The organism is Streptomyces sp. NRRL F-2664 (assembly GCF_000719345.1).
GTDB lineage: Bacteria > Actinomycetota > Actinomycetes > Streptomycetales > Streptomycetaceae > Streptomyces.
In genome coordinates, this window is the sequence record NZ_JOFX01000015.1 from 59,528 (window position 1) to 84,205 (window position 24,678).

A 24,678-nucleotide genomic window follows, 5' to 3' on the forward strand; every position below is an offset into this window, starting at 1 on the left:
CGCTCAGCTGTCGAAGCCGAGGCCGAGCTTGTCCATGGCCTTCAGCCAGAGGTTGCGGTGCCCGCCGCGGGCGTCCGCGCGGGCCAGCGACCACTTCGTCAGCGCGATCCCGGTCCAGGCGAACGGCTCCGGCGGGAACGGCATGGGCTTGGACCTCACCATCTCCAGCCGGGTCCGTTCGGTCGAGAGCCCGTCGAGCAGGTCCAGCATCACCTCCGCGCCGAAGCGGGTGGCGCCGACCCCGAGGCCGGTGTAGCCGGCCGCGTACGCCACCCTGCCGGCATGCGCCGTGCCGAAGAAGGCGGAGAAGCGCGAGCAGGTGTCGATGGCCCCGCCCCAGGCGTGGCTGAACTTCAGGCCCTCCAACTGAGGGAAGGCGGTGAAGAAGTGCTCGGCGAGCCGCAGGTAGGTCTCGGGGCGGTGGTCGTATTCGGAGTCGAGCCTGCCGCGGTAGGGGTAGATCGCGTCGTAGCCGCCCCACAGGATCCGGTTGTCCCGGGTGATCCGGAAGTAGTGGAACTGGTTGGCGCTGTCCCCCAGGCCCTGGCGGTTCTTCCAGCCGACGGACGCCAGCTGCGCCTCGTCCAGCGGCTCGCTCGTCAGGGCGTAGTCGTAGACGGGGACGGTGAAGGGGCGGATCCGCCGGACCAGCGAGGGGAAGATGTTGGTGCCCAGGGCGACCCGGCGGGCGAGGATCGTGCCGTAGGGCGTCTCCACGGTCATCCCCCGGCCCGCCGCGGCGAGCTTCAGGCCGCGGGTGTTCTCGTAGATCCGCACCCCGAGGTCCAGACACGCCTGCTTCAGGCCCCAGGCCAGCCTCGCCGGGTTGAGCATGGCGACGCCGTCGCGGTCCCACAGGCCCGCGAGGAAGGTCGGGGAGTCGACCTCGGCGCGCACGGCGTCGCGGTCGAGCCATTCGGACGTGCCCGCCAGGCCCAGGCGCAGCGCCTCCTCGTGGAGTTCGCGCAGCTCCTCGACCTGGTGGGGTTCGGTGGCGACGTCGATCTCGCCGGTCCGCTCGAAGTCGCAGTCGATGCCGTAGCGGGCGACGGCCTCCTCGATGGCGTCGAGGTTGCGGGCGCCCAGCTCCTCCAGCTTCGCCAGCTCACCGGGCCAGCGGGCGATCCCGTTGCCCAGGCCGTGGGTGAGGGAGGCGGCGCAGAATCCGCCGTTGCGGCCGGAGGCGGCCCAGCCCGCCTCCTTGCTCTCGATCAGTACGACGTCCCGGTCGGGGTCGCGCTCCTTGGCGATGAGCGCGGTCCACAGGCCGCTGTAGCCGCCGCCGACGACCAGCAGGTCGCAGCGCTCGTCGGAGGTCAGCGCCGGCTGCGGGGCCGGCCTGCCGGGGTCGTCCAGCCAGTACGAGACCGGCTTCGCTTCGGAAAGGGATTTTGCAGCACTGCGCATGGCGACTGGGGCCATGTCTTCCAACTCCCTACGGGAACCACGGAACTATTTCGGTTGTGCCTTCTTGCGGCGGTTGCCGACCATCTGGCCGGCGAGGACCACCAGCACCGCGATGACGAACATCGCCGTGCCGATGACGTTGATCTGCACGGGCGTACCGCGCTGGGCCGATCCCCACACGAACATGGGGAAGGTGACGGTGTTGCCCGAGTTGAAGTTGGTGATGATGAAGTCGTCGAACGAGAGCGCGAAGGAGAGCAGCGCGCCCGCCGCGATACCCGGTGCCGCGATGGGCAGGGTCACCCGCAGGAAGGTCTGCACCGGGCCCGCGTAGAGGTCCCGGGCGGCCTCCTCCAGCCGCGGGTCCATGGACAGGACACGGGCCTTGACCGCGGCGACGACGAAGCTGAGGCAGAACATGATGTGGGCGATGAGGATCGTCCAGAAGCCCAGCTCGATGCCCATGTTGAGGAAGAGGGCGAGCAGCGAGGCCGCCATCACGATCTCCGGCATGGCCATGGGCAGGAAGATCAGTGAGTTGACCGCGCCGCGTGCCCTGAAGCGGTAGCGCACCAGCGCGAAGGCGATCGCGGTGCCCAGGGCGGTCGCGGCGAGCGTGGACCACAGGGCGATCTGGAGCGAGAGCCCGAGGGAGCCGCACAGGTCGGCGACGCCGCAGGGGTCCTTCCACGCGTCCAGCGAGAACTCCTGCCAGGCGTAGTTGAACCGCCCGGAGGGGTTGTTGAAGGAGAAGACGGTGACGACGACGTTCGGCAGGATCATGTAGGCGAGCGTGGCGAGGCCCGCGATCACGACCAGGTTGCGCCGCAGCCAGGCGAGGGGGGTGCGCATCAGACCAGGTCCTCCGTCCCCGCTCGGCGGATGTAGATGGTGACCATGATCAGCACGATGGCCATGAGGATGAACGACAGCGCGGCCGCCGTCGGGTAGTCGAGGATCCTGAGGTACTGCGACTGGATGACGTTGCCGATCATCCGGGTGTCCGTGGAGCCGAGCAGCTCGGCGTTCACGTAGTCGCCGCTCGCCGGGATGAAGGTGAGCAGGGTCCCGGAGACCACGCCCGGCATGGACAGCGGGAAGGTGACCTTCCGGAAGACCGTGGCGGGGCGGGCGTACAGGTCCCCGGCCGCCTCGTGCAGGCGGGTGTCGATGCGCTCCAGCGAGGAGTACAGCGGCAGGATCATGAAGGGGAGGAAGTTGTACGTCAGGCCGCAGACGACCGCGAGCGGCGTGGCCAGCACCCGGTCCCCCTCGGTCATGCCGAGCCAGCTGGTGACGTCGAGGAAGCCGACGGCGTTGAGGCCGGCGACCACCGGTCCGCCGTCGGCCAGGATCGTCTTCCAGGCCAGGGTGCGGATCAGGAAGCTGGTGAAGAACGGGGCGATGACCAGCACCAGGAGCAGGTTGCGCCAACGGCCGGCCTTGAACGCGATCAGGTAGGCCAGCGGGTACCCGAGCAGCAGGCACAGCGCGGTGGCGGTGCCGGCGTACAGCAGGGAGCGCAGGAACTGGGGCAGGTACTCGGTGAAGGCGTCCCAGTACGTCTGGAAGTGCCAGGTGACCCGGAAGCCCTCTTCGAGGGAGCCGGTCTGCACGGAGGTGGAGGCCTGGTAGACCATCGGCAGCACGAAGAAGACCAGCAGCCACAGGATGCCGGGGAGCAGCAGCCAGTACGGGACCAGCCGCTTGCGCACGGACGGCTTGTGCACCGGGGGTTCGGCGGGGGCGGGCGCCTGGGGCGGCGCGGCGGTGGCGGTCACGCGCTCTCCTCGACCGTCTCGATGCCCGCGTCGATGTCCTGGGCCGCGTCGAGCCCGAAGGTGTGCTCGGGATTCCAGTGCAGAACGACCTCGGCGCCCGGGACCAGGCGGCCGTCGCGCTCGATGTTCTGGACGTAGACCTCCAGCTCGGGGCAGACGGGGCTGTCGATGACGAACTGGGTGGAGACTCCGATGAAGGAGGAGGCGGCTATCCGGCCGGTGATCCTGTTCCGGCCGGTGGCTACGGTGTGCTCCTCCTCGGCCGGCACCAGGGAGATCTTCTCCGGCCGCACCCCGACCAGCAGCTTCCCGCCCGTGCTGGGCGTGGTCGAGCAGCGGGCGGCGGGCAGCCGCAGGGTGGTGCCGCAGGCCGAGACGACGATGTCGGAGGCGGCGGACTCCACGGAGGCCTCGATGAGGTTGGAGGTGCCGAGGAAGTTGGCGACGAAGGTGGTCCGCGGGTTCTCGTAGAGCCCGGCGGGGGCGCCCAGCTGCTCGACGCGGCCGCCGTTCATCACGGCGACCGTGTCGGCCATGGTCATGGCCTCCTCCTGGTCGTGCGTGACGTGCACGAAGGTGATGCCGACCTCGGTCTGGATGCGCTTGAGCTCCAGCTGCATCTGGCGGCGCAGCTTCAGGTCGAGGGCGCCGAGCGGCTCGTCGAGGAGCAGCACCTGGGGGTGGTTGATCAGGGCCCGGGCGACGGCGACGCGCTGCTGCTGGCCACCGGAGAGCTGGTGCGGCTTGCGCTGGGCGAACTGGCCGAGCTGGACCAGCTCCAGCATCTCGTCGACCTGCTTCTTGACCGACTTGATGCCGCGGCGGCGCAGGCCGAAGGCGATGTTCTCGAAGATCGTCAGGTGCGGGAAGAGCGCGTAGCTCTGGAAGACCGTGTTGACCGGGCGCTTGTGGGGCGGCAGGTGGGTGACGTCCCGGTCGCCGAGGTGGACGGTGCCGGTGGAGGGCTCCTCCAGTCCCGCGATCATGCGCAGGGTGGTCGTCTTGCCGCAGCCGGAGGCGCCGAGCAGGGCGAAGAAGGAGCCCTGGGGGATGGTCAGGTCCAGCGGGTGCACGGCGGTGAAGGTGCCGTAGTGCTTGCTGATCCCGGAGAGGCGGACGTCGCCGCCCGCGGTCTTGTCAGTCATGGATGGTCCCGGGGTTGGTGGGCGAAGAGGTCGAGGGGGGAGGGCCGCCGCGGGGCGGCCGGCGCGGTCGGCCTAGGCGCCGATGAGCTTGGCGAACTTCTCCTCGTACGCCGTCTCTTCCTCGCCGGTGAGGGAGCGGAAGGCGTGCGACTTGGCGGTCATCGCCTTGTCCGGGACGATCAGGGTGTTCTCCGCGAGCTCGGGGTCGAGCTTCGCCAGCTCCTCCCCCACGCCCTCGACGGGGCAGACGTAGCTGATGAAGGCGGCGAGCTGCGCGGCGACCGGGAGCTCGTAGTAGTAGTCGATGAGCCGCTCGGCGTTGGCCTTGTGCCGGGCCTTGGCCGGGACCAGCAGGTTGTCGCTGGAAGTGATGTAGCCGGCCGCGGGGATGGCGAACTTGATGTCCGGGTTCCCGGCCTGGAGCTGGATGACGTCGCCCGCCCAGGCGAGACAGGCGGCGAGGTCGCCCTTGTCCAGGTCGGAGGTGTAGTCGTTGCCGGTGAAGCGGCGGATCTGGTTCTTGTCCACGCCCTTCTGGAGCCGGCCTATCGCCTCGTCGAAGTCCGCGTCGGTGAAGGAGGACGGGCTCTTGCCCTGGTCGAGCATGGTCATGCCGACGCTGTCGCGCATCTCCGTCAGGAAGCCGACGCGGCCCTTGAGGGAGGGGTCGTCGAGCATCTGCGTGACGGAGTCGACCTTCTTGCCGTCGGTCGCCTTCTCGTTGTAGGCGATGACGGTGGAGATGCCGGTCCAGGGGTAGCTGTAGGCGCGGCCCGGGTCCCAGTCGGGGCTGCGGAACTGCGGGGACAGGTTGGCGTAGGCGTGCGGCAGGTGCGCCGGGTCGAGCTTCTGGGCCCAGCCGAGGCGGATGATGCGCGCGGCGAGCCAGTCGGTGACGACGATCAGGTCACGGCCGGTGTCCTGGCCGGCCGCGAGCTGCGGTTTGATCTTGCCGAAGAATTCGACGTTGTCGTTGATGTCCTCGGAGTACTTGACCTTGATCCCGGTCCGCCGGGTGAACTCCTCCAGCGTGGGACGGGACTTCTCGTCCTCGCTGGTGTCCATGTACTCGGTCCAGTTGGAGAAGGTGATCTCCTTCTCCCGGTCCGAGTGGTCGTCGGAGGCAGCGGCCGGGCCGCTCTCCCGCTTGGCGGGCGGGATGCCGCACCCGGCGAGGGTGGACAGGCCGCCGAGGGTGAGCGCTCCGACTCCGGAGGCGCGCAGCAGTGAGCGGCGGGTGAGGGCGCCGCGCCCGCTGGTGAGGCTGCGCCGCATCGCGGCGAGTTGCGCCGCCGAGAGACGGTCGGGCTCGTACTGCTCCATGCGCTGTGGCCTTTCGGGAGGTGGTCCGCTGGTCAGGCGGTGATCGGCTATCGGTCCCCGAAGATCGTGCGGTGCCAGTCCTTCGCGGCCACCGCGGTGTTGTCGTACATCACGTGCTTCACCTGCGTGTACTCCTCGAAGGAGTAGGCGGACATGTCCTTTCCGAATCCGCTCGCCTTGTAGCCGCCGTGGGGCATCTCGCTGATGATCGGGATGTGGTCGTTGACCCATACGCAGCCCGCCTTGATCTCACGGGTGGCACGGTTCGCCCGGTAGACGTCGCGGCTCCAGGCGGAGGCCGCGAGTCCGTACGGGGTGTCGTTGGCCAGCGCGATGCCCTCGTCGTCGCTGTCGAAGGGCAGGACCACCAGGACGGGGCCGAAGATCTCCGACTGGACGACCTCGCTGTCCTGGGCGGCGCCGGTGATGAGGGTGGGCCGGTAGTACGCGCCGGCGGCGAGTTCGCCGCCGGGGACCTCGCCGCCGGTGACGACGGTGGCGTAGCCGCGGGCGCGCTCGACGAAGCCGGCGACGCGGTCGCGCTGGGCGTGCGAGACCAGCGGGCCGAGGTCGGTGCCGGGGGCGAAGGGGTCGCCGAGCCGGACGCTCTCCATCAGCTCGGCCACCCGGGCGGTGAAGGCGTCGTGCAACGGGCGCTGCACGTAGGCGCGGGTCGCCGCCGTGCAGTCCTGGCCGGTGTTGATCAGGGAGGCGGCGACGGCGCCGTGCGCGGCGGCCTCCAGGTCTGCGTCGTCGAAGACGAGGAAGGGGGCCTTGCCGCCGAGTTCCAGGTGGAGGCGCTTGACGGTGGCGGTGGCGATCTCGGCGACCCGCTTGCCGACGGCGGTGGAGCCGGTGAAGGAGGTCATCACGACGTCGGGGTGGCCCACCAGGTGCTCGCCCGCGTCGCGGCCGGCACCGGTGACGATGTTGATCACGCCGTCGGGCAGGCCCGCCTCCTTGGCCGCCTGGGCGAACATCAGGGAGGTCAGCGGGGTGAGCTCGGCGGGCTTGAGCACGATGGTGTTGCCCGCGGCGATCGCCGGGAGGATCTTCCAGGCAGCCATCTGCAGGGGGTAGTTCCAGGGGGCGATGGAGCCGACGACCCCGATGGCCTCGCGGCGTACGTACGAGGTGTGGTCGCCGGAGTACTCCGCGGCGGCCTGTCCCTGGAGGTGGCGGGCGGCGCCCGCGAAGAAGGCGGTGTTGTCGATGGTGCCGGGGACGTCGAACTCCGTGGACAGCTTGATCGGCTTGCCGCACTGGAGCGACTCGGCGTACGCGAAGTCCTCGGCCTGCTCCGCCAGTACGGCGGCCAGCCGGTGCAGCGCGTCGGAACGCTCGCCAGGGGTGGCGCCGGACCAGGCGGGGAAGGCGCGCCGGGCGGCGGCGACCGCCTCGTCGACGTCCGCGGTGCCCGCCAGCTCGTAGGTCAGCACCTCCTCGCCGGTCGCCGGATCGACCACCGTGTGTGACCGGCCGGAGGTCCCGGCCCGGAGCTGTCCGTCGATGTACTGCGCGCCGTCTGCGAAACGGTCCTTGACCTGGAAGCGGTTGCCCATCACGCTCTCACGCTCTCCGTAGCTACAGTTCGAGCTACAGCTCGAATTGAGTGCCGATCCTGACAGAGGTGATGCCCCCGGCCAAGTGATTCCGTTGTTGCCTTTTGATTACGCGACGGATTCGGTCGACCATGTGTCGAGGCGCGCCGGAAATCCCGTACGAAGTGTCAGTGGCGGGTGTCAGACTCGCGTGCATGGAGATGATCGACAACCTGATCGAGCAGGTCAGCCGCGGTGAGCGGGTGAAGTACCTGCCGTTCTGGGGGCATCGGCCGCGTCCCGACGGCACGCTCGGCCCGAGCTGCCTGAGCCAGTGGTGGCCGTCCGCTTTCACTGTGGGTGACGTCCGGTATGCCACGGCCGAGCACTGGATGATGGCCGGCAAGGCCCGGCTCTTCGGCGACCGGGAGGCGGAGCGCGCCGCGCTGGGCGCGAAGACCCCGGCCGAGGCGAAGAAGGCGGGGCGGCAGGTGCGCGGCTTCGACGACGCGGTCTGGGAGCGGGAGCGCTTCGCCCTGGTGGTGGAGGGCAGCGTGCACAAGTTCGGCTCGGATCCGGCGCTGCGCGGCTACCTGCTGGGCACCGGGAACCGCGTGCTGGTGGAGGCGAGCCCGATGGACCGGATCTGGGGCATCGGTCTGGCCGCCGACGACGAGCGCGCGCTGGATCCGGCGCGCTGGCGCGGGCTGAACCTGCTGGGATTCGCCCTGATGGAGGCCCGGGAGCGGCTGCGCGCCGGCGGCGCATGACGGGGCGGCGCCGGGTAGCCGCTGTGATCATCCGCGACGGCTGCGTCCTCATGGTGCGCGAGCGGGGGCCGGGCTCCACGGGACGGCACGACGGGCCCGAGTACTGGACGCTGCCGGGTGGCGGCCTGGAGGAGGGCGAGGACCCCGAGGACGCGGTGCGCCGGGAGGTCGCCGAGGAGGTGGGTCTGCGCGCCCTGGCCGTCCGGTTCGCGTACGAGGCGCCCTACCCCTCGGGCTGGACGACCTGCTTCCGCGTGGAGGTCGCGCCCGGCGATCCGGTGCTCGGGGTCGACGCGGACCTGGAGTGCGACTGCCCGCGGATGGTCGGGCTGGTCTGGGTCCCGCTGGCGCGCGGCACCGCCGACGGCGAGGCCATGGTGCCCACGCTGCTGACGGCGGCGAAGGTCTGAACCGGACGCCGTCGGCTGCGGAGGGGGCCGGGCGTTACCGGCTGCGGAGGGGGGCCTGGCGTTACCGGCTGCGGAGGGGGGCCGGGCGTTATTGGCTGGCGGTGCCGGCGGCCTCCGCCTAGCGTGTTCCTCGTCCAGGTGCGAAGGCGAGACCTACTTCGACTCTGATCGGGCGGCCGCGGGTTCGAGTCCCGTCACCGGCTTCACGGCCGGTGCAGCTCAATGGGTAGAACACCATGTGGTTTCGCCGGCCTTGCGCCCCGGACACCTACGTCACGCACCTCCCGGTGCGCAGGCTGCGGCTCCTTCTTCCGCAAAGAAACCCAGGCCGCCGCCACCTTGATCTCGGGAGGCCCGCGTGGGGGTTGCCCGGTGCGCAGGCGACGGTTACTTCTGCCCATCAGCGGGTCGCGGGTTCAAGTCCCGCCCGGCTTCCGGCCGGTAGCTCAGACGGGAGAGCAGCTGACAAGTCCGCCGCCGACTCCGATCTCGGGCATCCCCCACGCAACGCCTCCCCCGCTTCCATCGAATTCGGGGGGATTGACATGGCTCGCTTCAACGTGCGCGCACGCAAACCCGCGCCTGCGTCGCCGACTTCGCCGGTGCGCTCCACCGGCCCGGCCCGCACCGCCGAGGGCGGACCGGGCCGGCTGCGTGATCCACGCTCCGAACTCTTCCTGCTCGCCGTCGCCGACTTCGTCACGCAGCGCACCGCCTACGAGAGCGGCGGGGCGCGCGACGACCGCTTCGCCGCGCTCGTGCGCACCCTCGCCGTCGAGGATCCGGTGTGGACGGCCGGCCTGCTGGGCTGGCTGCGCGGGGACGCGAACATGCGCACCGCCTCGCTCGTCGGCGCCGCGGAGTACGTCAAGGCCCGGCTCGACCGGGGCGTCACCGCGGGACCGTCCAACCGCCGGGTGGTGGACTCCGTCCTGCGGCGTGCGGACGAGCCCGGCGAGCTGCTCGCCCACTGGACGGCCACGTACGGGCGGACCGTGCCCAAGCCCGTCAAGCGCGGGATCGCCGACGCCGTGCGCCGGCTCTACTCCGGCACCTCGCTGCTGAAGTACGACACCGACTCCAAGGCCTACCGCTTCGGTGACGTCCTCAACCTCGTGCACGCCTCGCCCGATCCGGACAAGCCGTGGCAGGGCGAGCTGTTCCGCTACGCCCTCGACCGCAGGCACAACCCGCAGAGCGCACAGGTGCCGGCGGGCAACCTGACCCTCGCCGCGCACCGGGCGCTGATGGGGCTTCCGGTCTCCGAGCGGCGTGGCGTGGTCCTCGCCCGGGACGGCGCCGAGCGGCTGGCGGCGGCGGGCATGACCTGGGAGGCGCTGGCCGGCTGGCTGCAGGGCCCGCTGGACGCGGCCGCCTGGGAGGCCGTCATCCCGTCCATGGGTGCGATGGCGCTGCTGCGCAACCTGCGCAACTTCGACGAGGCCGGGGTCTCGGACGCGGTGGCCGCGCAGGTCGCCGCGAAGATCTCCGACCCGGAAGTCGTCGCCCGGTCCCGGCAGTTCCCCTTCCGCTACCTGGCCGCCTACCAGCACGCACCCTCCCTGCGCTGGGCGTACCCGCTGGAACGGGCGCTCGGCCACTCACTGGCCAACGTACCGGCGCTGCCCGGCCGCACGCTGGTCCTCGTCGACCGGTCCGGGTCGATGTGGTCTCCGCTGTCGGACCGCTCCCGGCTCAACCGGGCCGATGCCGCGGCCGTCTTCGGGGCGGCAGTGGCGCTGCGGGCGGAGCGGGCCGACCTCGTGCAGTTCGGCACGGCCAGCGCGGCGGTCCCCCACGTCCGGGGAGAGTCCGTGCTGAAGGTGCTCGAACGGTTCGGGAGCCTCGGCGGGACCTGTACGGCGGAGGCCGTGAAACAGCACTACCGGGGTCACGACCGGGTGCTGATCGTGACGGACGAGCAGGCCGCTTCCCACGGATACGGCGGCGACCCCACGGAGCACGTGCCGTCCGACGTCCCCGTCTACACCTGGAACCTGGCCGGCTACCGGGTGGGCCACGGGCCGTCGGGCTCGGGGAACCGGCACACCTTCGGAGGGCTCACCGACGGGGCGTTCCGGATGGTGTCGCTGATCGAGGGCGGGCGGAACGCCGACTGGCCGTGGCTTCAGACCCGTTCGTGAAGCCGTGAGTCCGAGGAGGGGCTCTCGCGGCGCGGGCTGTCGTCCCATCCGCCGTCGAGGAAGGGGGCGAACATGGCGAACAGCATCAGGAGGCCCAGCGCGATACCGACCGCGCCCAGGATGATGCCGGCCAGGGCCATCCCGCCGTTGTCGGCCTCGCCGCGGTTGGCCTTGCCCCTGCCGAGCGCGCCGAAGACGACGGCCCCGATCCCGAGGGCGACGGCTATGAAACTGGTGATGCAGCCGACGACCGCGAGGATGCCGAGGACGAGCGCGGTGATGCCGAAGCCGTTGCTGGGCCGGGGCCCGTACGGCGGGTACGCGCCGGGGAAGGGGTACCCCGGCTGCGCGGGATGGCCCGGATAGGCCGGGTATCCGGCGTCGCCGGGGTATCCGTAGCCGTATCCGGCGTCGCCGGGGTATCCGTAGCCGGGCGTCGGTGCCGGATGGCCGTACGTCGCCGGGGCGGGCCCGGCCGCCGGCGTCGCGGAGGCGGCTGCAGGGCCCGGCGCGGAACCGGGCACGGCGCAAGCGGGTGAGGCGAAACCGGGTGCGGCGGAGGTCGCCCGCTCGCCCGGCATCCCGGCGAGCGTCGGCTGGTCGTGCACGGACGGCGGTCCCGACGCTCCCGCCGGTGTGCTGTGCGGACCCTGCGCCGCGCCCCGGTCCACCGCGGGCCGCTCCGGCGGCGCCCACGGGTCCCGCGGCTCGGGACTGCTGTCGTTCATACGGAGCCCCCCTCTCTCGTACAGCCATGCTAAGCGCTGCGACCGACAGTGACCGCCGTGCCTACGATGAGGACGACCTGCCCGCCCGTCCGTCCCTCCGGAGGCATCCCCCATGACCGACCTGCACCCCTTCATCGCGGGGCTGCCCAAGGCCGAGCTCCACGTCCACCACGTCGGTTCGGCCTCCCCGCGCATCGTGGCCGAGCTCGCCGCCCGGCACCCCGACTCGAAGGTGCCCACCGACCCCGAGGCCCTCGCGGACTACTTCACTTTCACGGACTTCGCCCACTTCATCGAGGTCTACCTGTCGGTCGTCGACCTCGTCCGCACCCCCGAGGACGTGCGGCTGCTGACCTTCGAGGTCGCCCGTGACATGGCGCGCCAGAACATCCGCTACGCCGAGCTGACCATCACCCCGTACTCCTCCACGCGCCGCGGCATCGACGAGAAGGCCTTCATGGAGGCGATCGAGGACGCCCGCAGGGCGGCCGAGAAGGAGCTCGGCGTCATCCTTCGCTGGTGCTTCGACATCCCCGGCGAGGCCGGCCTGGAGGCCGCCGCCGAGACCGCGCGCCTCGCGGTGGACCTGCGCCCCGAGGGTCTGGTCTCCTTCGGCCTGGGCGGACCGGAGATCGGTGTTCCGCGGCCGCAGTTCAAGCCGTACTTCGACGCTGCACGGGCCGCCGGCCTGCACAGCGTGCCGCACGCGGGCGAGACCACCGGTCCGGAGACCGTCTGGGACGCCATCCGCGAGCTCGGCGCCGAGCGCATCGGCCACGGCACCAGCTCGGTCCGGGATCCCGAGCTGCTGGCCCACCTGGCCGAGCACCGCATCGCGCTGGAGGTCTGCCCGACCTCCAACATCGCCACGCGCGCGGTCGCCGACCTCGACGCGCACCCCGTCAAGGAGATGGTCGCGGCGGGCGTGCTCGTCACCATCAACAGCGACGACCCGCCGATGTTCGGCTCCGACCTCAACAACGAGTACGCGGTGGCCGCCCGGCTCCTCGACCTCGACGAGCGCGGGCTCGCGCAGCTCGCGAAGAACGCCGTCGAGGCCTCCTTCCTGGACCCGGCCGGCAAGGAGAAGCTGAACGCGGAGATCGACACGTACACCGAGCAATGGCTCGCGCGCTGACGTCCCCCCGAGAATGGGCCCATGCGCTCCCTGACTGCCATCGGCCACCGCGGCGATCCGTACCGCGTCCGTGAGAACACCCTGCCGTCGATCCGCTCCGCCTTCGCCCGGGGGGCGGACGCGGTCGAGGTGGACGTGCGGCTGACCCGTGACGGGGTGCCGGTCCTCCTCCACGACGAGTCGCTCCAGCGGCTGTGGAACCACGACGTGCGACTCGACGAGATCTCGGCGGCACAGCTGAAGGAGATGACGGAGGGGGCCGTTCCGACGCTGCGCGACGCGCTCATGGTCCCCGGGGCAGGCCGGCTGATGCTCGACCTTCCGGGCGCCGCGCCCGAGGCGGTCCGCACCGTGGTGGACCTGGTCCGGGAGTGCGGTGCGGGCGAGCGTACGTTCTACTGCGCGGGGCCGGGGTCGATGCTGGCGGTCCGCGCGGCCGATCCCGGTGCGGAGATCGCGCTGACCTGGACCACGCTGTCACCGCCCCGGCGGGTCCTGATCGACGCGGTGGCGCCGCGCTGGCTCAACTACCGCTTCGGGCTGGTGAGCCGGGAGCTGGTGGACGCCCTGCACCGGGACGGCCTGCTGGTGTCGGCCTGGACCGCGGACACCCGGCGGACGATGAAGGGGCTCATGGCGGCCGGGGTCGACGCGATCACCACCAACCGGGTGGACGCGCTGACGGCCGTGCGGGCCGAGTTCGGCCGGTGATACCCCCGCTGGGCCGACCGGTCCGGCCGCTGCGCGCAGCCCGGCCCCGGCTCGTGGACGTGGGGCTGACCGTGCTGGTGCAGCTGGCCGTGACGATGCCGTTCGTGCTGCCGCGCGAGCCCGGGCTGCCGCCGGTGACCTGGGCCTCGTACGCCGTCACCACGCTCGGGGTGGTGCCTCTGGTGTGGCGGCGGCGCCGGCCCGTGCTCGTCCTGGCGGCGATCCTGCTGATCGGCGGGGTCTACCGGGTGGCGATGGACGGGCCCGGCCAGCCGCTGCCCTACGCAGGGCTGATGGCCTTCTACACGGTCGCCCTGCAGTGTCCCGGACGGGTGCGGGCCGCGGTCGCAGCGGGCTCGGTGGCGGTGGTCGCCGCGTCCGCGGGGCTGCGGACGGGCACGGCCAGGGAGTTGTCGTTCACCTTGTTCTGCGCGGGCGCCGCCTACGCGCTGGGCCGGTTGCAGTACACCCGCCAGGCCTATACCGCGGCCGTCGAGGACCGGGCGGCGCAGCTGGAGCGGGCCAACCGGATCGAGGCGGAGCAGGCGGTGGCCCGCGAACGGGCCAGGATCGCGCGGGAGATGCACGACATCCTGTCGCACGCCGTCAGCCTCATGATCGTGCAGGCCGAGGCCGGGCCGGTGGCGGTGCGGCGGGCACCGGAGCGCGCCGAGGCGGCCTTCGAGGCGATCTCCGAGACGGGCCGGGAGGCGATGGCGCAGCTGCGCACGATGCTGGGGCTGCTCCGCGAGACGGACGGCCCGGCGCCGCGCGAGCCGCAGCCGGGGGTGGCGGCGCTCCCGGCGCTGCTGGACCGGGTGCGCCGCGGCGGGCCGGAGATCGTGTTCGAGGAGACCGGCGAGGCAGGGGGCCTGCCCGCGGCGGTGGACACGGCGGTGTACCGCATCGTGCAGGAGGCGCTGACGAACGTGGTGAAGCACGCCCGGGCCGAGCGGGTGCAGGTCCGGCTGCACCACGGGGCGCGGGAGGTGGCGGTCACCGTGACGGACGACGGGCGCGGGCCGGCGGTCGGGGGCGCCGGCGGGGGGCACGGACTGATCGGGATCCGGGAGCGGGCGGCGGCGCACGGGGGTGCGGCGGTGTGCGGGCCGGGGCCGGACGGCGCCGGCTTCTCGGTACGGGCGGTCCTTGTAACCTCGCCGCTGGAGGTGGGGAGTTGACGATCCGTGTGGTGGTGGCCGACGACCAGGAGCTGGTGCGCAGCGGGTTCGCGATGATCCTCGACGTCCAGGAGGACATCGAGGTGGTGGCGGAGGTCGGGGACGGTGCGGCGGCGGTCTCGGCCGTGGCGCGGCTGGCACCGGACGTGGCGCTGCTGGACGTGCGGATGCCGGTGCTGGACGGGATCGAGGCGTGCCGGTCGATCACGGCGCGCAGCGCCTGCCGGACGGTGATGCTGACGACCTTCGACTCGGACGAGTACGTCTACGAGGCGCTGCACGCGGGCGCGAGCGGGTTCCTGCTGAAGGATGTGCGGCGGGACGACCTCGTCCACGCGGTACGGGTGGTGGCGGCCGGCGAGTCCCTGCTGGCGCCCTCGGTGGCGCGCCGGCTGATCGAGGAGTACACGGCGGCGACGGTGCGGACGCCGGCGCTGCCCGCGGAGCGGCTGGAGGTGCTGACCGCGCGGGAGCGGGAGACGCTGCTGCACCTGGGGCGGGGGCTGTCGAACGCGGAGATCGCGGCTGCGCTGGTGGTGAGCGAGCACACGGTGAAGTCGCACGTCGGGAACGTGTTGGCGAAGCTGGGGCTGCGGGACCGGATCCAGGCGGTGATCTGCGCGTACGAGACGGGCCTGATCGCGGCGGGTACTCCCTCCGGGGAGTGAGGGGGCGGTGTGTCGCCTCCCTCGCGCCGGTGAGTCGTCGTACCGGTGGAACCCCTCCCGTGGGTGATCCGCAACGACCCCTGTGCGCAGGAGCATGGAGTGGTCGGGGCGGAGGGCCCCGAAGGATCTCAGGGGGGTACACCGTCATGAACGCAGGCATGCGCACGCTGATCGCCACAGCACTGGTTCTCGGGATCGCGTCCGGTCCGGCCGTCGCCCACGCCGCACCGGCGTCGTCGGCGGCGGCGACACCGACGCCGGCCTCCGCGGACTCGGGGCGGCCCGCGCCGCTGGTGTCGACACCGCCGAACGCCGCCGCGCTGGAGGCGGCGATCGCCGGGCTCGGTCCGCTGCACCGGGACGCGACGGCCGCGCTGGTCCGGGTGGGCGGCACGGCCGGGCGCTGGCAGGGCAGTTCGGGCGTGGCGGACGTCCGTACGGGGCGGGCCGCCGTGGCGCAGGGCCGCTTCAGAGCGGGCTCCGTGACCAAGGTGTTCACGTCGGCGGTCGTCCTGCAACTGGCGGCGGAGGGACGGGTGGATCTCGACGGGCCGGTCCGGCGCCATCTGCCCGGCGTCGTCCCCGACCGCTACGGGGCCGTCACCGTACGGCAGTTGCTCAACCACACGAGCGGCATTCCGGCGGCCGACGGGCCGGGGGGCTCCTTCGAGGCGCAGTGGGAGCACCGGTTCGACGTGACCGATCCGCGCGCGCAGGTGGCGGAGGCGGTCGCGAAGGAGCGGGAGTTCGCTCCCGGCACGGCCCAGCACTACCTGAACATCAACTACACGGTGCTGGGGTTGCTGATCGAGGAGGTGACGGGCGGGCGGTACGAGGACGCCGTCGGTGTGCGGATCCTGAAGCCGCTGGGTCTGCACGGGACGTCGTTCCCCGGGCGGACCGGGACGCGGATCCACGGCCCGCACAACCGGGGCTATCAGGCGATACCGCAGGCCGACGGCTCGCGAGAGCTGCGCGACGTGACCGAGTGGAACTCCTCGGGCCGGTGGGCGGCGGGCGACATCATCTCGACGACGGCAGATCTGGAGCGTTTCACGGTGGCCCTGTTCAGCGGCCGCGTCGTACCGGAGCAGCGGCTGGAGGAGATGTTCACGGTGCCGGACGTGAAGGACTTCGCAAGCGGCGACCCGGCGGTGCTGACGGCCGGCCTGTCCCGGCTCGTCCTGCCGGACGGCACGGTCGCCTGGGGCAAGACGGGCAGTCGGCACGGCTACAGCACCGCCATCGGCGCGACCCGCGACCTGTCGCGCACCCTGGTCTACTCGGTGAACGCCACGGACGCCAAGGGCCAGGACACCAATCCCGTGCCCGTCGGCATCGCCATGGCGGCCTTCACGAAGTAGCGGCGCTCTCCAGGCTTTTGATCATGCGGCGCAGGAACAGGAGGGGGATTACGCCGAAGACACCGAAGGAGATGTCGATGACGCTCCACCAGAAGGGGATACCGCGGATCGGGCCGCAGATCAGGGCCAGCGGGACCACCCCGGCGCAGGCGATCATGCCGGCCTCCACGATCCAGATGTTGCGGACGGGGTCGCGGTACACGCCGTAGAAGAAGACGGCAATGACCAGGTGGGCGAAGGCGAGCCAGTCCGTCCCGTACAGGAGGAAGGGGTAGTCGGCGTCGGCCCGCTCCAGTCCTTCGCCTACGCGTCGCAGCCATACGTTGTCGACCAGGGCATTGCCCCAGCGGACCTCGCTGACCAGGGGGAAGGCCGTGAGGCCGCTGAGCACCAGGCAGATGACGAAGACGATCAGCCAGGCACGGATCCGCCATTCGAGGGCGCTTCTCTCGCTCATGGAAGGAGTCTAGGCAGCTTTCTGAACACGTTCAGCCAAAATACCTGAACATGTTCAGTTCCGTGTCCGGACCGTGACCGCGACCTCCGAGCACGCAGCGGCGCGAGAGGGCGGGAGGGGGCATGGCCGAGCCCTTCGCGAACGCGGAAGGGGCGGGCAATGGACGTGATGTCCACTGCCCGCCCCTTCGGAGCCCTGCTGTGATCGATGCGGCCGATCAGCCGTCGAGCGAGGTCATCACGTGCTTGATGCGCGTGTAGTCCTCGAAGCCGTAGGCGGAGAGGTCCTTGCCGTAGCCGGACTTCTTGAAGCCGCCGTGCGGCATCTCGGCGACGAGCGGGATGTGGGTGTTGATCCACACGCAGCCGAAGTCGAGGTTCTTGGACATGCGCATCGCCCGGCCGTGGTCCTTGGTCCACACGGAGGAGGCGAGGGCGAACTCGACGCCGTTCGCGAACTCCAGGGCCTGGGACTCGTCCGTGAAGGACTGGACGGTGATGACGGGGCCGAAGACCTCGTTCTGGATGATCTCGTCGTCCTGCTTGAGGCCGGAGACCACGGTCGGGGCGTAGAAGTAGCCCTTCTCGCCGACCTGGTGGCCACCCGCCTCGACCTTGGCGTGGGCGGGGAGCCGCTCGATGAAGCCCGCGACCTGCTTGAGCTGGTTGGGGTTGTTCAGCGGGCCGTACAGCACGTCCTCGTCGTCCGGCGCGCCGGTCTTCGTGTCGGTGGCAGCCTTGGCGAGGGCGGACACGAACTCGTCGTGGATCGACTCGTGCACGAGCACGCGGGTGGCGGCGGTGCAGTCCTGGCCGGCGTTGAAGTACCCGGCGACCGCGATGTCCTCGACGGCCTTGGGGATGTCGGCGTCCTCGAAGACCACGACCGGGGCCTTGCCGCCGAGCTCCAGGTGGACGCGCTTGACGTCCTTGGAGGCGCTCTCGGCGACCTGCATGCCGGCGCGCACCGAGCCGGTGATGGAGGCCATCGCCGGGGTCGCGTGCTCGACCATGGCCCGGCCGGTCTCCCGGTCGCCGCAGATGACGTTGAAGACGCCCTTGGGCAGGATCGAGTCGATGATCTCCGCCATCAGGACGGTGGAGGCCGGGGTGGTGTCGGAGGGCTTGAGCACGACGGTGTTGCCCGCGGCGATCGCCGGGGCGAACTTCCACACGGCCATCATCATCGGGTAGTTCCACGGCGCGACCTGGGCGCACACACCGACCGGCTCGCGGCGGACGATCGAGGTCATCCCGTCCATGTACTCGCCGGCCGAGCGGCCTTCCAGCAGACGGGCGGCGCCCGCGAAGAAGCGGATCTGGTCCACCATCGGCGGCAGCTCCTCGCTGGCCGTGAGGCCCAGCGGCTTGCCGGTGTTCTCCGACTCGGCGGCGACGAGCTCGTCGGCGCGCGCCTCGAAGGCGTCCGCGATCTTCAGCAGCGCCTTCTGGCGCTCGGCGGGGGTGGTGTCGCGCCAGCCCGGGAACGCGGCCGCGGCAGCGGCCATGGCGGCGTCGACATCGGCCTGGCCCGAGAGCGGGGCGGTCGCGTACACCTCGCCGGTGGCCGGGTTGACCACCTCGGTGGTGCGCCCGTCGGCGGCGTCCTTGAACTCCCCGCCGATGTAGTTGCGCAGACGACGCAGTTCGGTGGTCACTACAGCCACTCTCCTGATCACATGTCCAACGATTGAGACGAATACCAAGCCTAGCCCCTCGGCGGAGGCTTTCGACAGACCCGAAGGCCACCACCTACGAAATCAGTGACATCCAAGACGCCAAACAACGGATTTCATCGATTCCGTCTTGCGGAACAGACGACTCCTCGTGCACAGTGGGCTCGTGGTCAGTCGAAGCGCAGATTCCAGGAACAGACAACCGTCCCCTTCGGTCGATGCTGTGTCCCTGGCGATCATCGAGCAACTGCAGGAGGACGGCCGCCGTCCCTATGCGTCGATCGGCAAGGCCGTCGGCCTGTCGGAGGCTGCCGTACGCCAACGCGTGCAGAAGCTGCTCGACCAGGGCGTCATGCAGATCGTCGCCGTCACCGACCCGCTCACCGTGGGCCTGCGGCGTCAGGCCATGGTCGGCATCAACGTCGAGGGCGACCTCGACCCGGTGGCGGACGCCCTGACCGCGATGGCCGAGTGCGAGTACGTGGTGATGACCGCGGGTTCGTTCGACCTGATGGTGGAGATCGTCTGCGAGGACGACGACCACCTGCTGGAAACGATCAACAAGAAGATCCGCACGCTCCCCGGCGTGCGATCTACCGAAAGCTTCGTTTACCTGAAGCTGAAGAAGCAGACCTACATGTGGGGAACCCGATAACCGTGACCCAGGACCTGTCCAAGACCGCGTACGACCACTTGTGGATGCACTTCACCCGCATGTCGTCCTACGAGAACTCCCCCGTCCCCACCATCGTCCGCGGTGAGGGCACCTACATCTTCGACGACAAGGGCAAGCGCTACCTCGACGGTCTCGCCGGACTGTTCGTGGTCAACGCCGGTCACGGCCGCAAGGAGCTGGCCGAGGTCGCCTACAAGCAGGCGCAGGAACTGGCCTTCTTCCCGGTGTGGTCCTACGCCCACCCCAAGGCCGTCGAGCTCGCCGAACGCCTGGCGGACTACGCCCCGGGCGACCTGAACAAGGTCTTCTTCACCACCGGCGGCGGCGAGGCCGTCGAGACGGCATGGAAGCTGGCCAAGCAGTTCTTCAAGCTGCAGGGCAAGCCCACCAAGTACAAGGTCATCTCGCGGGCAGTCGCCTACCACGGCACCCCCCAGGGCGCCCTGTCCATCACGGGCCTGCCGGCCCTGAAGGCTCCCTTCGAGCCGCTGGTGCCCGGCGCGCACAAGGTGCCGAACACCAACATCTACCGCGCCCCGATCTACGGCGACGACCCCGAGGCCTTCGGCCGCTGGTGCGCCGACCAGATCGAGCAGCAGATCCTCTTCGAGGGCGCCGACACCGTCGCCGCCGTCTTCCTGGAGCCGGTGCAGAACGCCGGCGGCTGCTTCCCGCCGCCGCCCGGCTACTTCCAGCGGGTCCGCGAGATCTGCGACGAGTACGACGTGCTCCTCGTCTCGGACGAGACGATCTGCGCCTTCGGCCGCCTCGGCACGATGTTCGCCTGTGACAAGTTCGGCTACGTACCGGACATGATCACCTGCGCCAAGGGCATGACCTCGGGCTACTCCCCCATCGGCGCCTGCATCGTCTCCGACCGCATCGCCGAGCCGTTCTACAAGGGCGAGAACACCTTCCTGCACGGCTACACCTTCGGCGGACACCCGGTGTCCTCCGCCGTGGCCATCGCCAACCTCGACATCTTCGACAAGGAGGGCCTCAACCAGCACGTGCTGGACAACGAGGGCGCCTTCCTGAAGACGCTGCAGAAGCTGCACGACCTGCCGATCGTCGGCGACGTCCGCGGCAACGGCTACTTCTACGGCATCGAGCTCGTCAAGGACAAGGCCACCAAGGAGTCCTTCACGGACGAGGAGACCGAGCGCGTGCTCTACGGCTTCCTCTCCAAGGCGCTCTTCGAGAACGGCCTGTACTGCCGGGCCGACGACCGCGGCGACCCGGTCATCCAGCTGGCGCCGCCGCTGACCGCGGACCAGGGCACCTTCGACGAGATCGAAGGCATCCTGCGCACGGTGCTCACCGAGGCGTGGACCAAGCTCTGACCAGGCTGTAAATAGTCTGAGGGTGCAGTAGTCCGATCACACGGCCCGGATCCTTCGTTCGAGTGAGAACGCGGGGGTCCGGGCCGTGTGCTGTCACCATCCAAGCGGTTCATCTCTTTACATCTCAGTGCGGCGCCAGTGACCGACCCGGCTCCGCTTCGTTCCCTCGGACGGAGGTGTACGCCATGGTGGCCCCACCGGACAATGCCCCGCCGGACAATGACGTTCTCTGGGCGCGGTCCCTTCATTACGCGCACGGCGGTGCCCCCGCCCTCGTCGACGTCTCCCTCGGAGTCCGCCAGGGCGAGGTCCTGGCCCTGACCGGACCCCACGGCAGCGGCAAGACCACGCTGCTGCGGTGCCTTTCCGGGCAGCTGCGCCCCTCCGAGGGCGAGGTGTGGTTCAACAGCGTCCCCGTGCACACCATGGGAGACCTGGCTCGCGAACGGCTGCGCCGCGACCGCTTCGGCTGGCTCGGTCCCCGGCCGCAGCTGCTGCCGGAGCTGAAGGTGTGGGAGAACGCCGCCCTGCCGCTGCTGCTCGCCGGGGCCTCCCACCGCAGCGCCAAGCACGCCGCCTGTGCCTGGCTGGACCGGCTCGACATCGCCGCCCACGCCCGCAAGCGCCCCGCGGCGCTGACCCGCGCCGAGTGCCAGCGTGTCGCCCTGGCCCGGGCCCTGGTGAACGAGCCGTCGGTGATCTACGCCGATGAGCCCACGGCCCCCCTGCACCGGGCCGACCGGGCCCTGCTGCTGCGTACCCTGACCACCGCCGCCCGCTCCCACGGGATCACCGTGCTGCTGGCCACCGACGAGGAGGCCACCGCGGCCGTCGCTGACCGCCGCCTCGCCCTGGTCGACGGCCGTCTCGCCGTGAACGCCGGCACCTCCTCGTTCCCCGACACCCCGGAGGGCCAGGCCGCGTGCTCGCTCTCCGCCTAGCCCGGGGCTCCCGGCCCGCCGTCCAGCTGCGGCGGCTGCTCGTCGCCGCCGCCTCCGCCGGGACCGGCTTCCTGCTGCTCTACGTACTTGCCGGCGCCGTGGCCCGGCCTGCCGGATCGTTCCCCCGCCTGGTGTGGGCGCTGGTCCCGCTGGCCGCGACGGTCCACTTCGCCGTCGCCGTGGCCCGCGCCGATCCCGCGACCCGCCCCCGCGAGGGGATGGACGCCGCCGGGCTGGGGCGCGTGCGCCTGACCCTGGCCGCCGCGATCTCCACTGCCCTCGCCTGCACCCTGGGCAGCGCCCTGGCCCTGGCCGTCTTCCTCCACCTGCGCGGGGACCTGTCCGGGCTGCCGTTCGACGGCTCCGGCGCCCGGCTGCTCCACGCCGAGCAGCCCCTGCCGCTGGCGGCCGCCCTGACCCTGCTGGCCCTCGTACCGGTCACCGCGTCGGCGGCCACCGTCCTCGCGCTGCGCCCGCGCCGGCCGCTTGCCCCGCAGACCGCCCTGCCCTGGGGCATCGCACTGACCGCCTGCGGGCTGGCCGTCGAGGCGTACGCCGGCCGGGACGGCGGGGGGATCCTCGCCGGCTGGGTCCTGACCGCCGTCGGACTCGCCCTGGCCGGACCGGGCCTGGCCTACGCCTGCGGAACCCTGGTCCAGGCCGCGCGCCCGGGTGCGCTCCGGCTGCTGGCCGGACGGTCCCTGCAGGAGCAGGCCTCCCGCATCGGACCGCCGCTGGGCGTCCTGTGCTCCGTGGCCGCCGGAGCCCTCACGGCCTTCGCCCTGCGGGACCAGGGCGGGCTGCAGGTCCCCCTGGGTCCGCTGGCCTGGCCGGCCGTCGCCCTCGTGGCGCTGTGCGCGGCAGCGACCCTTCTCACATCCGCCGTGGAGACCCGCCGGGCGGGCGCCGCCCGCCGCGAGGGACTGCTCGATCTGGCCGCTCCCGCAAGGGTCCTGAGGACCGCGGCAGGTCTGCGGGCCGCGGCGCTCGTGGCCGTGTGCGTACCGCTCAGCTGGGGTGTGGCACAGCTGACGTCGCTCGCGCTGACCCGCTGAGGTACGCAGCCCTTAGGGTGGGCCGAATGGTCAACGCAGACATCGAGATCGAGACGCTCGCCGAATTCGACCAGGTCGTGGCACGCGGCTCGCTCAGCGGCTACCGGATCCAGTCGGTCAACCTGCTGGAGCGGACCTTCGCGCTGCTGGCCGCCGACACCTCGGCGGCCGTCTTCCTGGGCTGCGCGATGGAGCCCGATGCCTCGGCGAAGGTCCGTGCGGACGGCGCGCTGGTCTTCCCGCCCGTTCCGGACCTGCCCTTCGACCCGTACCGGGGCCTGCTCTACACGCCGCAGGAGCTCTTCGCGGGGCTGCCCGACGGGTATGAGGCCACCCCGGACGCCGGGGCGTACGCCTGGTTCCAGGAGACCGCGGCCGACGGCGACGTCTTCTCCTCGATGCTGCGGTCCCTCCACGACGACGCTCTCTCCGACGCCCTCGACGAGCACCTGGCCGCAGCCCGCGTGGTGGGTGTGATGGGCGGCCACGCCATGTCCCGGTGCGGCGCGGACTACCGCGGTGCGGCGGAGCTCGGCCGGGCGCTGACCCGCTCCGGGCTGACCGTGGCCACCGGCGGCGGCCCCGGTGCGATGGAGGCCGCCAACCTCGGCGCCTACCTGGCGCCGGCCCCCGACGACGCCCTCGACGAAGCCCTGGAGATGCTGGCCAAGGCGCCCTCCTTCGCGCCGTCGGTGTCCGACTGGGCGCGCGCGGCCTTCGCCGTGCGGGAGCGATGGCCCGGCGGCGGCGACTCGGTGGGCATCCCCACCTGGTTCTACGGCCACGAGCCGCCGAACGCCTTCGCCGCGCACATCGCCAAGTACTTCGCGAACGCCACCCGCGAGGACGGGCTGCTGGCCCGGTCCACGGCGGGCGTGGTGTTCCTGCCCGGCGCCGCCGGCACCGTCCAGGAGATATTCGACGCGGCGACGCCGAACTACTACGGGTCCCGGGGCGAGCCGGCGCCGATGGTCCTGGTCGACCGCAGCCACTGGACCGAGCACCTCCCGGCCTGGCCGCTGCTGCGGGCGCTGGCCCGGGGCCGGGCGATGGAGTCGCGGATCGCGCTCGTCGACTCGGTGGACGAGGTCCCCGGCGTGCTCGCTTCGATGAGCTGAGCGCCGGAGGCAACTTCCGGGGCGATTCCGACGTCTGGCAGAGGTACCGCACAACCTGCCAGACGTGAACGGAGCCCTCGGTGCTCATAGGCCTGCTGACCGCTGTCGCGGCATCCATCTGCTACGGCACGGGATCCGTGCTGCAAGCCGTCGGATCGCGCCGCGCCGCCCGGATGTCCCCGGCGGCGGGGGTGACCGCCCACGGCGGCCCCAACCTCTCGTCCACCGCTAAGGCGGCGATGACGTGGGAGTTCATCGTCGGCACGATCCTCGACTTCGTCGGCTTCGGGCTCGGTGCCCTGGCCGCGCGCATGCTCCCGCTCTTCCTGTCCCAGACGGTGATCAGCGCCAACCTGGTGATCACCGCCGTGCTGAGCGTGAGGATGCTCGGTATCCGGCTCACCCGCAAGGAATGGGCCTCGATCGGGGTCGTCTGCACCGCGCTGGTGCTCCTGGCGACGGCGGCGGGCCACGAGGGCGGCCACCACGCCCCGATGTCCACGCACTGGTGGCTGCTCGGGATCACCGCACTGCTGATGATCGGCGGCACCGTGGCCGTCCGCCTCCTCGGCGGCGGGGCCGCGATCCTCGCTGGCCTGCTGTCGGGCCTGGGCTTCGGCGCACTCGGCGTCGGCGTGCGGATCCTGGACGGCGTCGACCCGTTCGACCTCGCCACTCTCCTCACCGACCCGGCGCTGTACGCCATCCTGCTGGCCGGCGTCGGAGGCATGTACCTGCACACGGTCGCCCTGCAGATCGGCTCGGTGAACGGCGCCACGGCCGCCCTCGTCGTCGGCGAGACGGTGCTGCCCGGCGCGATCGGCGTGCTCTGGCTCGGCGACGCCTCGCGCCCCGGCCTGGGCTGGCTGGCGATCGCCGGTTTCGTCATGGCGGTGACCGGCGCGGTCGCCGTCGCCTGGTACGGCAAGCACGGCTCCGAGGAGGAGGAGAAGCAGGCCCCGGTACCGGTCCCGGAGCCGGTCGGCTGACACCGCGGTCGGCCGGGCGGCAGCCGCCCCCGCGCCCCTCACCCGGTCGGCCCTCCCCGGTGGTGGCGCGGCGGAGGCTGTCGCTTGCTGGACCGGGGGAGAGAGCGAGGGGC

Annotated in this window: 23 protein-coding genes; 14 read left to right on the forward strand and 9 right to left on the reverse strand. The window is 71.4% G+C overall.

The window, feature by feature from the left end; all coding sequences use genetic code 11:
* Positions 1 to 3 precede the first annotated feature (3 nt).
* From IF89_RS0115855 to IF89_RS0115880, 6 genes are all read right to left on the reverse strand, one after another.
* Positions 4 to 1,422, reverse strand: coding sequence for an NAD(P)/FAD-dependent oxidoreductase (locus IF89_RS0115855; RefSeq protein ID WP_030767404.1), 1,419 nt, complete (start codon positions 1,420 to 1,422; stop codon positions 4 to 6).
* Between the two features lie 30 nt (positions 1,423 to 1,452).
* A complete protein-coding gene (locus tag IF89_RS0115860; protein WP_030767406.1) occupies positions 1,453 to 2,259 on the reverse strand; it encodes an ABC transporter permease in 807 nt (268 codons plus the stop codon).
* Positions 2,259 to 3,188 carry an ABC transporter permease gene (locus IF89_RS0115865; protein ID WP_030767409.1) on the reverse strand — a complete coding sequence of 310 codons (930 nt, stop codon included), beginning with the start codon at positions 3,186 to 3,188 and terminating at the stop codon, positions 2,259 to 2,261. Before IF89_RS0115865 ends, IF89_RS0115860 begins: the two co-directional genes overlap by 1 nt.
* The gene (locus tag IF89_RS0115870; RefSeq protein ID WP_030767412.1) at positions 3,185 to 4,333 is read right to left on the reverse strand and encodes an ABC transporter ATP-binding protein; all 1,149 of its coding nucleotides are present in this window, start codon (positions 4,331 to 4,333) and stop codon (positions 3,185 to 3,187) included. Before IF89_RS0115870 ends, IF89_RS0115865 begins: the two co-directional genes overlap by 4 nt.
* A 72-nt stretch (positions 4,334 to 4,405) precedes the next feature.
* Positions 4,406 to 5,656, reverse strand: a complete 1,251-nt coding sequence (locus tag IF89_RS0115875) for a polyamine ABC transporter substrate-binding protein (RefSeq protein WP_030767415.1) — start codon at positions 5,654 to 5,656, stop codon at positions 4,406 to 4,408.
* 47 nt (positions 5,657 to 5,703) lie between these two features.
* A complete protein-coding gene (locus IF89_RS0115880) occupies positions 5,704 to 7,218 on the reverse strand; it encodes a gamma-aminobutyraldehyde dehydrogenase (RefSeq protein ID WP_030767418.1) in 1,515 nt (504 codons plus the stop codon).
* A gap of 194 nt (positions 7,219 to 7,412) precedes the next feature.
* On the opposite strand from IF89_RS0115880, the gene IF89_RS0115885 reads away from it, so the two are divergent.
* The 3 genes from IF89_RS0115885 (at position 7,413) to IF89_RS0115895 (ending at position 10,521) form a co-directional block, all read left to right on the forward strand.
* A complete protein-coding gene (locus IF89_RS0115885; RefSeq protein WP_030767421.1) occupies positions 7,413 to 7,967 on the forward strand; it encodes an NADAR family protein in 555 nt (184 codons plus the stop codon).
* Complete coding sequence (locus IF89_RS0115890; protein ID WP_420706923.1) at positions 7,919 to 8,377, forward strand: NUDIX hydrolase; 459 nt, start codon at positions 7,919 to 7,921, stop codon at positions 8,375 to 8,377. Before IF89_RS0115885 ends, IF89_RS0115890 begins: the two co-directional genes overlap by 49 nt.
* Before the next feature lie 545 nt (positions 8,378 to 8,922).
* Complete coding sequence (locus tag IF89_RS0115895) at positions 8,923 to 10,521, forward strand: TROVE domain-containing protein (protein WP_030767426.1); 1,599 nt, start codon at positions 8,923 to 8,925, stop codon at positions 10,519 to 10,521.
* Here the strand turns inward: IF89_RS0115895 and IF89_RS0115900 are convergent.
* Positions 10,506 to 11,249: a DUF4190 domain-containing protein gene (locus tag IF89_RS0115900; protein WP_051807109.1), complete on the reverse strand. Its 744-nt coding sequence runs from the start codon at positions 11,247 to 11,249 to the stop codon at positions 10,506 to 10,508. The two genes, IF89_RS0115895 and IF89_RS0115900, sit on opposite strands and share 16 nt — an antisense overlap.
* Before the next feature lie 112 nt (positions 11,250 to 11,361).
* Here IF89_RS0115900 and IF89_RS0115905 point away from each other — a divergent pair, with 112 nt between their 5' ends.
* From IF89_RS0115905 to IF89_RS0115925, 5 genes are all read left to right on the forward strand, one after another.
* On the forward strand, positions 11,362 to 12,387 hold the full coding sequence (locus tag IF89_RS0115905; RefSeq protein WP_030767432.1) for an adenosine deaminase: 1,026 nt from the start codon (positions 11,362 to 11,364) through the stop codon (positions 12,385 to 12,387).
* A 21-nt stretch (positions 12,388 to 12,408) separates the two neighbouring features.
* A complete protein-coding gene (locus IF89_RS0115910) occupies positions 12,409 to 13,098 on the forward strand; it encodes a glycerophosphodiester phosphodiesterase (protein ID WP_030767434.1) in 690 nt (229 codons plus the stop codon).
* A complete protein-coding gene (locus tag IF89_RS0115915; protein WP_420706922.1) occupies positions 13,095 to 14,279 on the forward strand; it encodes a sensor histidine kinase in 1,185 nt (394 codons plus the stop codon). Before IF89_RS0115910 ends, IF89_RS0115915 begins: the two co-directional genes overlap by 4 nt.
* On the forward strand, positions 14,276 to 14,947 hold the full coding sequence (locus IF89_RS0115920) for a response regulator (RefSeq protein ID WP_030767438.1): 672 nt from the start codon (positions 14,276 to 14,278) through the stop codon (positions 14,945 to 14,947). The genes IF89_RS0115915 and IF89_RS0115920 overlap by 4 nt, the downstream gene beginning before the upstream one ends.
* A 146-nt stretch (positions 14,948 to 15,093) precedes the next feature.
* Positions 15,094 to 16,311: a serine hydrolase domain-containing protein gene (locus IF89_RS0115925; protein WP_030767440.1), complete on the forward strand. Its 1,218-nt coding sequence runs from the start codon at positions 15,094 to 15,096 to the stop codon at positions 16,309 to 16,311.
* Here IF89_RS0115925 and IF89_RS0115930 read toward each other — a convergent pair.
* Both IF89_RS0115930 and IF89_RS0115935 read right to left on the reverse strand, forming a co-directional pair.
* Positions 16,301 to 16,768 carry a hypothetical protein gene (locus IF89_RS0115930; protein ID WP_030767442.1) on the reverse strand — a complete coding sequence of 156 codons (468 nt, stop codon included), beginning with the start codon at positions 16,766 to 16,768 and terminating at the stop codon, positions 16,301 to 16,303. The two genes, IF89_RS0115925 and IF89_RS0115930, sit on opposite strands and share 11 nt — an antisense overlap.
* Before the next feature lie 217 nt (positions 16,769 to 16,985).
* Positions 16,986 to 18,425 (reverse strand): gamma-aminobutyraldehyde dehydrogenase, encoded by a 1,440-nt coding sequence (locus IF89_RS0115935; protein ID WP_030767445.1) that lies wholly within the window; start codon positions 18,423 to 18,425, stop codon positions 16,986 to 16,988.
* Between the two features lie 169 nt (positions 18,426 to 18,594).
* Between IF89_RS0115935 and IF89_RS0115940 the strand changes: the two genes are divergently transcribed.
* The 6 genes from IF89_RS0115940 to IF89_RS0115965 all read left to right on the forward strand — a co-directional run bounded on the left by IF89_RS0115940 (position 18,595) and on the right by IF89_RS0115965 (position 24,565).
* Positions 18,595 to 19,098, forward strand: coding sequence for an Lrp/AsnC family transcriptional regulator (locus IF89_RS0115940; protein ID WP_030651035.1), 504 nt, complete (start codon positions 18,595 to 18,597; stop codon positions 19,096 to 19,098).
* Complete coding sequence (locus IF89_RS0115945) at positions 19,083 to 20,462, forward strand: aspartate aminotransferase family protein (RefSeq protein WP_199820509.1); 1,380 nt, start codon at positions 19,083 to 19,085, stop codon at positions 20,460 to 20,462. The genes IF89_RS0115940 and IF89_RS0115945 overlap by 16 nt, the downstream gene beginning before the upstream one ends.
* 185 nt (positions 20,463 to 20,647) lie before the next feature.
* A complete protein-coding gene (locus IF89_RS0115950; protein WP_030767451.1) occupies positions 20,648 to 21,403 on the forward strand; it encodes an ABC transporter ATP-binding protein in 756 nt (251 codons plus the stop codon).
* The gene (locus IF89_RS0115955; RefSeq protein ID WP_030767454.1) at positions 21,385 to 22,458 is read left to right on the forward strand and encodes a hypothetical protein; all 1,074 of its coding nucleotides are present in this window, start codon (positions 21,385 to 21,387) and stop codon (positions 22,456 to 22,458) included. Before IF89_RS0115950 ends, IF89_RS0115955 begins: the two co-directional genes overlap by 19 nt.
* 26 nt (positions 22,459 to 22,484) lie before the next feature.
* Complete coding sequence (locus tag IF89_RS0115960) at positions 22,485 to 23,576, forward strand: LOG family protein (RefSeq protein WP_030767457.1); 1,092 nt, start codon at positions 22,485 to 22,487, stop codon at positions 23,574 to 23,576.
* An 80-nt stretch (positions 23,577 to 23,656) separates the two neighbouring features.
* On the forward strand, positions 23,657 to 24,565 hold the full coding sequence (locus IF89_RS0115965; RefSeq protein ID WP_030767460.1) for a hypothetical protein: 909 nt from the start codon (positions 23,657 to 23,659) through the stop codon (positions 24,563 to 24,565).
* The last annotated feature ends 113 nt before the right edge of the window (positions 24,566 to 24,678 follow it).

What these genes read in the sequence shown, in the direction of transcription:
- IF89_RS0115870 (WP_030767412.1), bottom strand. Translation starts at nt 4,333, where the DNA reads ATGACTGACAAGACCGCGGGCGGCGACGTCCGCCTCTCCGGGATCAGC.
- IF89_RS0115905 (WP_030767432.1), top strand. Translation starts at nt 11,362, where the DNA reads ATGACCGACCTGCACCCCTTCATCGCGGGGCTGCCCAAGGCCGAGCTC.
- IF89_RS0115925 (WP_030767440.1), top strand. Translation starts at nt 15,094, where the DNA reads ATGAACGCAGGCATGCGCACGCTGATCGCCACAGCACTGGTTCTCGGG.
- IF89_RS0115860 (WP_030767406.1), bottom strand. Translation starts at nt 2,259, where the DNA reads ATGCGCACCCCCCTCGCCTGGCTGCGGCGCAACCTGGTCGTGATCGCG.
- IF89_RS0115910 (WP_030767434.1), top strand. Translation starts at nt 12,409, where the DNA reads ATGCGCTCCCTGACTGCCATCGGCCACCGCGGCGATCCGTACCGCGTC.
- IF89_RS0115895 (WP_030767426.1), top strand. Translation starts at nt 8,923, where the DNA reads ATGGCTCGCTTCAACGTGCGCGCACGCAAACCCGCGCCTGCGTCGCCG.
- IF89_RS0115960 (WP_030767457.1), top strand. Translation starts at nt 22,485, where the DNA reads ATGGTCAACGCAGACATCGAGATCGAGACGCTCGCCGAATTCGACCAG.
- IF89_RS0115885 (WP_030767421.1), top strand. Translation starts at nt 7,413, where the DNA reads ATGGAGATGATCGACAACCTGATCGAGCAGGTCAGCCGCGGTGAGCGG.
- IF89_RS0115900 (WP_051807109.1), bottom strand. Translation starts at nt 11,249, where the DNA reads ATGAACGACAGCAGTCCCGAGCCGCGGGACCCGTGGGCGCCGCCGGAG.
- IF89_RS0115855 (WP_030767404.1), bottom strand. Translation starts at nt 1,422, where the DNA reads ATGGCCCCAGTCGCCATGCGCAGTGCTGCAAAATCCCTTTCCGAAGCG.
- IF89_RS0115950 (WP_030767451.1), top strand. Translation starts at nt 20,648, where the DNA reads ATGGTGGCCCCACCGGACAATGCCCCGCCGGACAATGACGTTCTCTGG.
- IF89_RS0115880 (WP_030767418.1), bottom strand. Translation starts at nt 7,218, where the DNA reads ATGGGCAACCGCTTCCAGGTCAAGGACCGTTTCGCAGACGGCGCGCAG.
- IF89_RS0115875 (WP_030767415.1), bottom strand. Translation starts at nt 5,656, where the DNA reads ATGGAGCAGTACGAGCCCGACCGTCTCTCGGCGGCGCAACTCGCCGCG.
- IF89_RS0115930 (WP_030767442.1), bottom strand. Translation starts at nt 16,768, where the DNA reads ATGAGCGAGAGAAGCGCCCTCGAATGGCGGATCCGTGCCTGGCTGATC.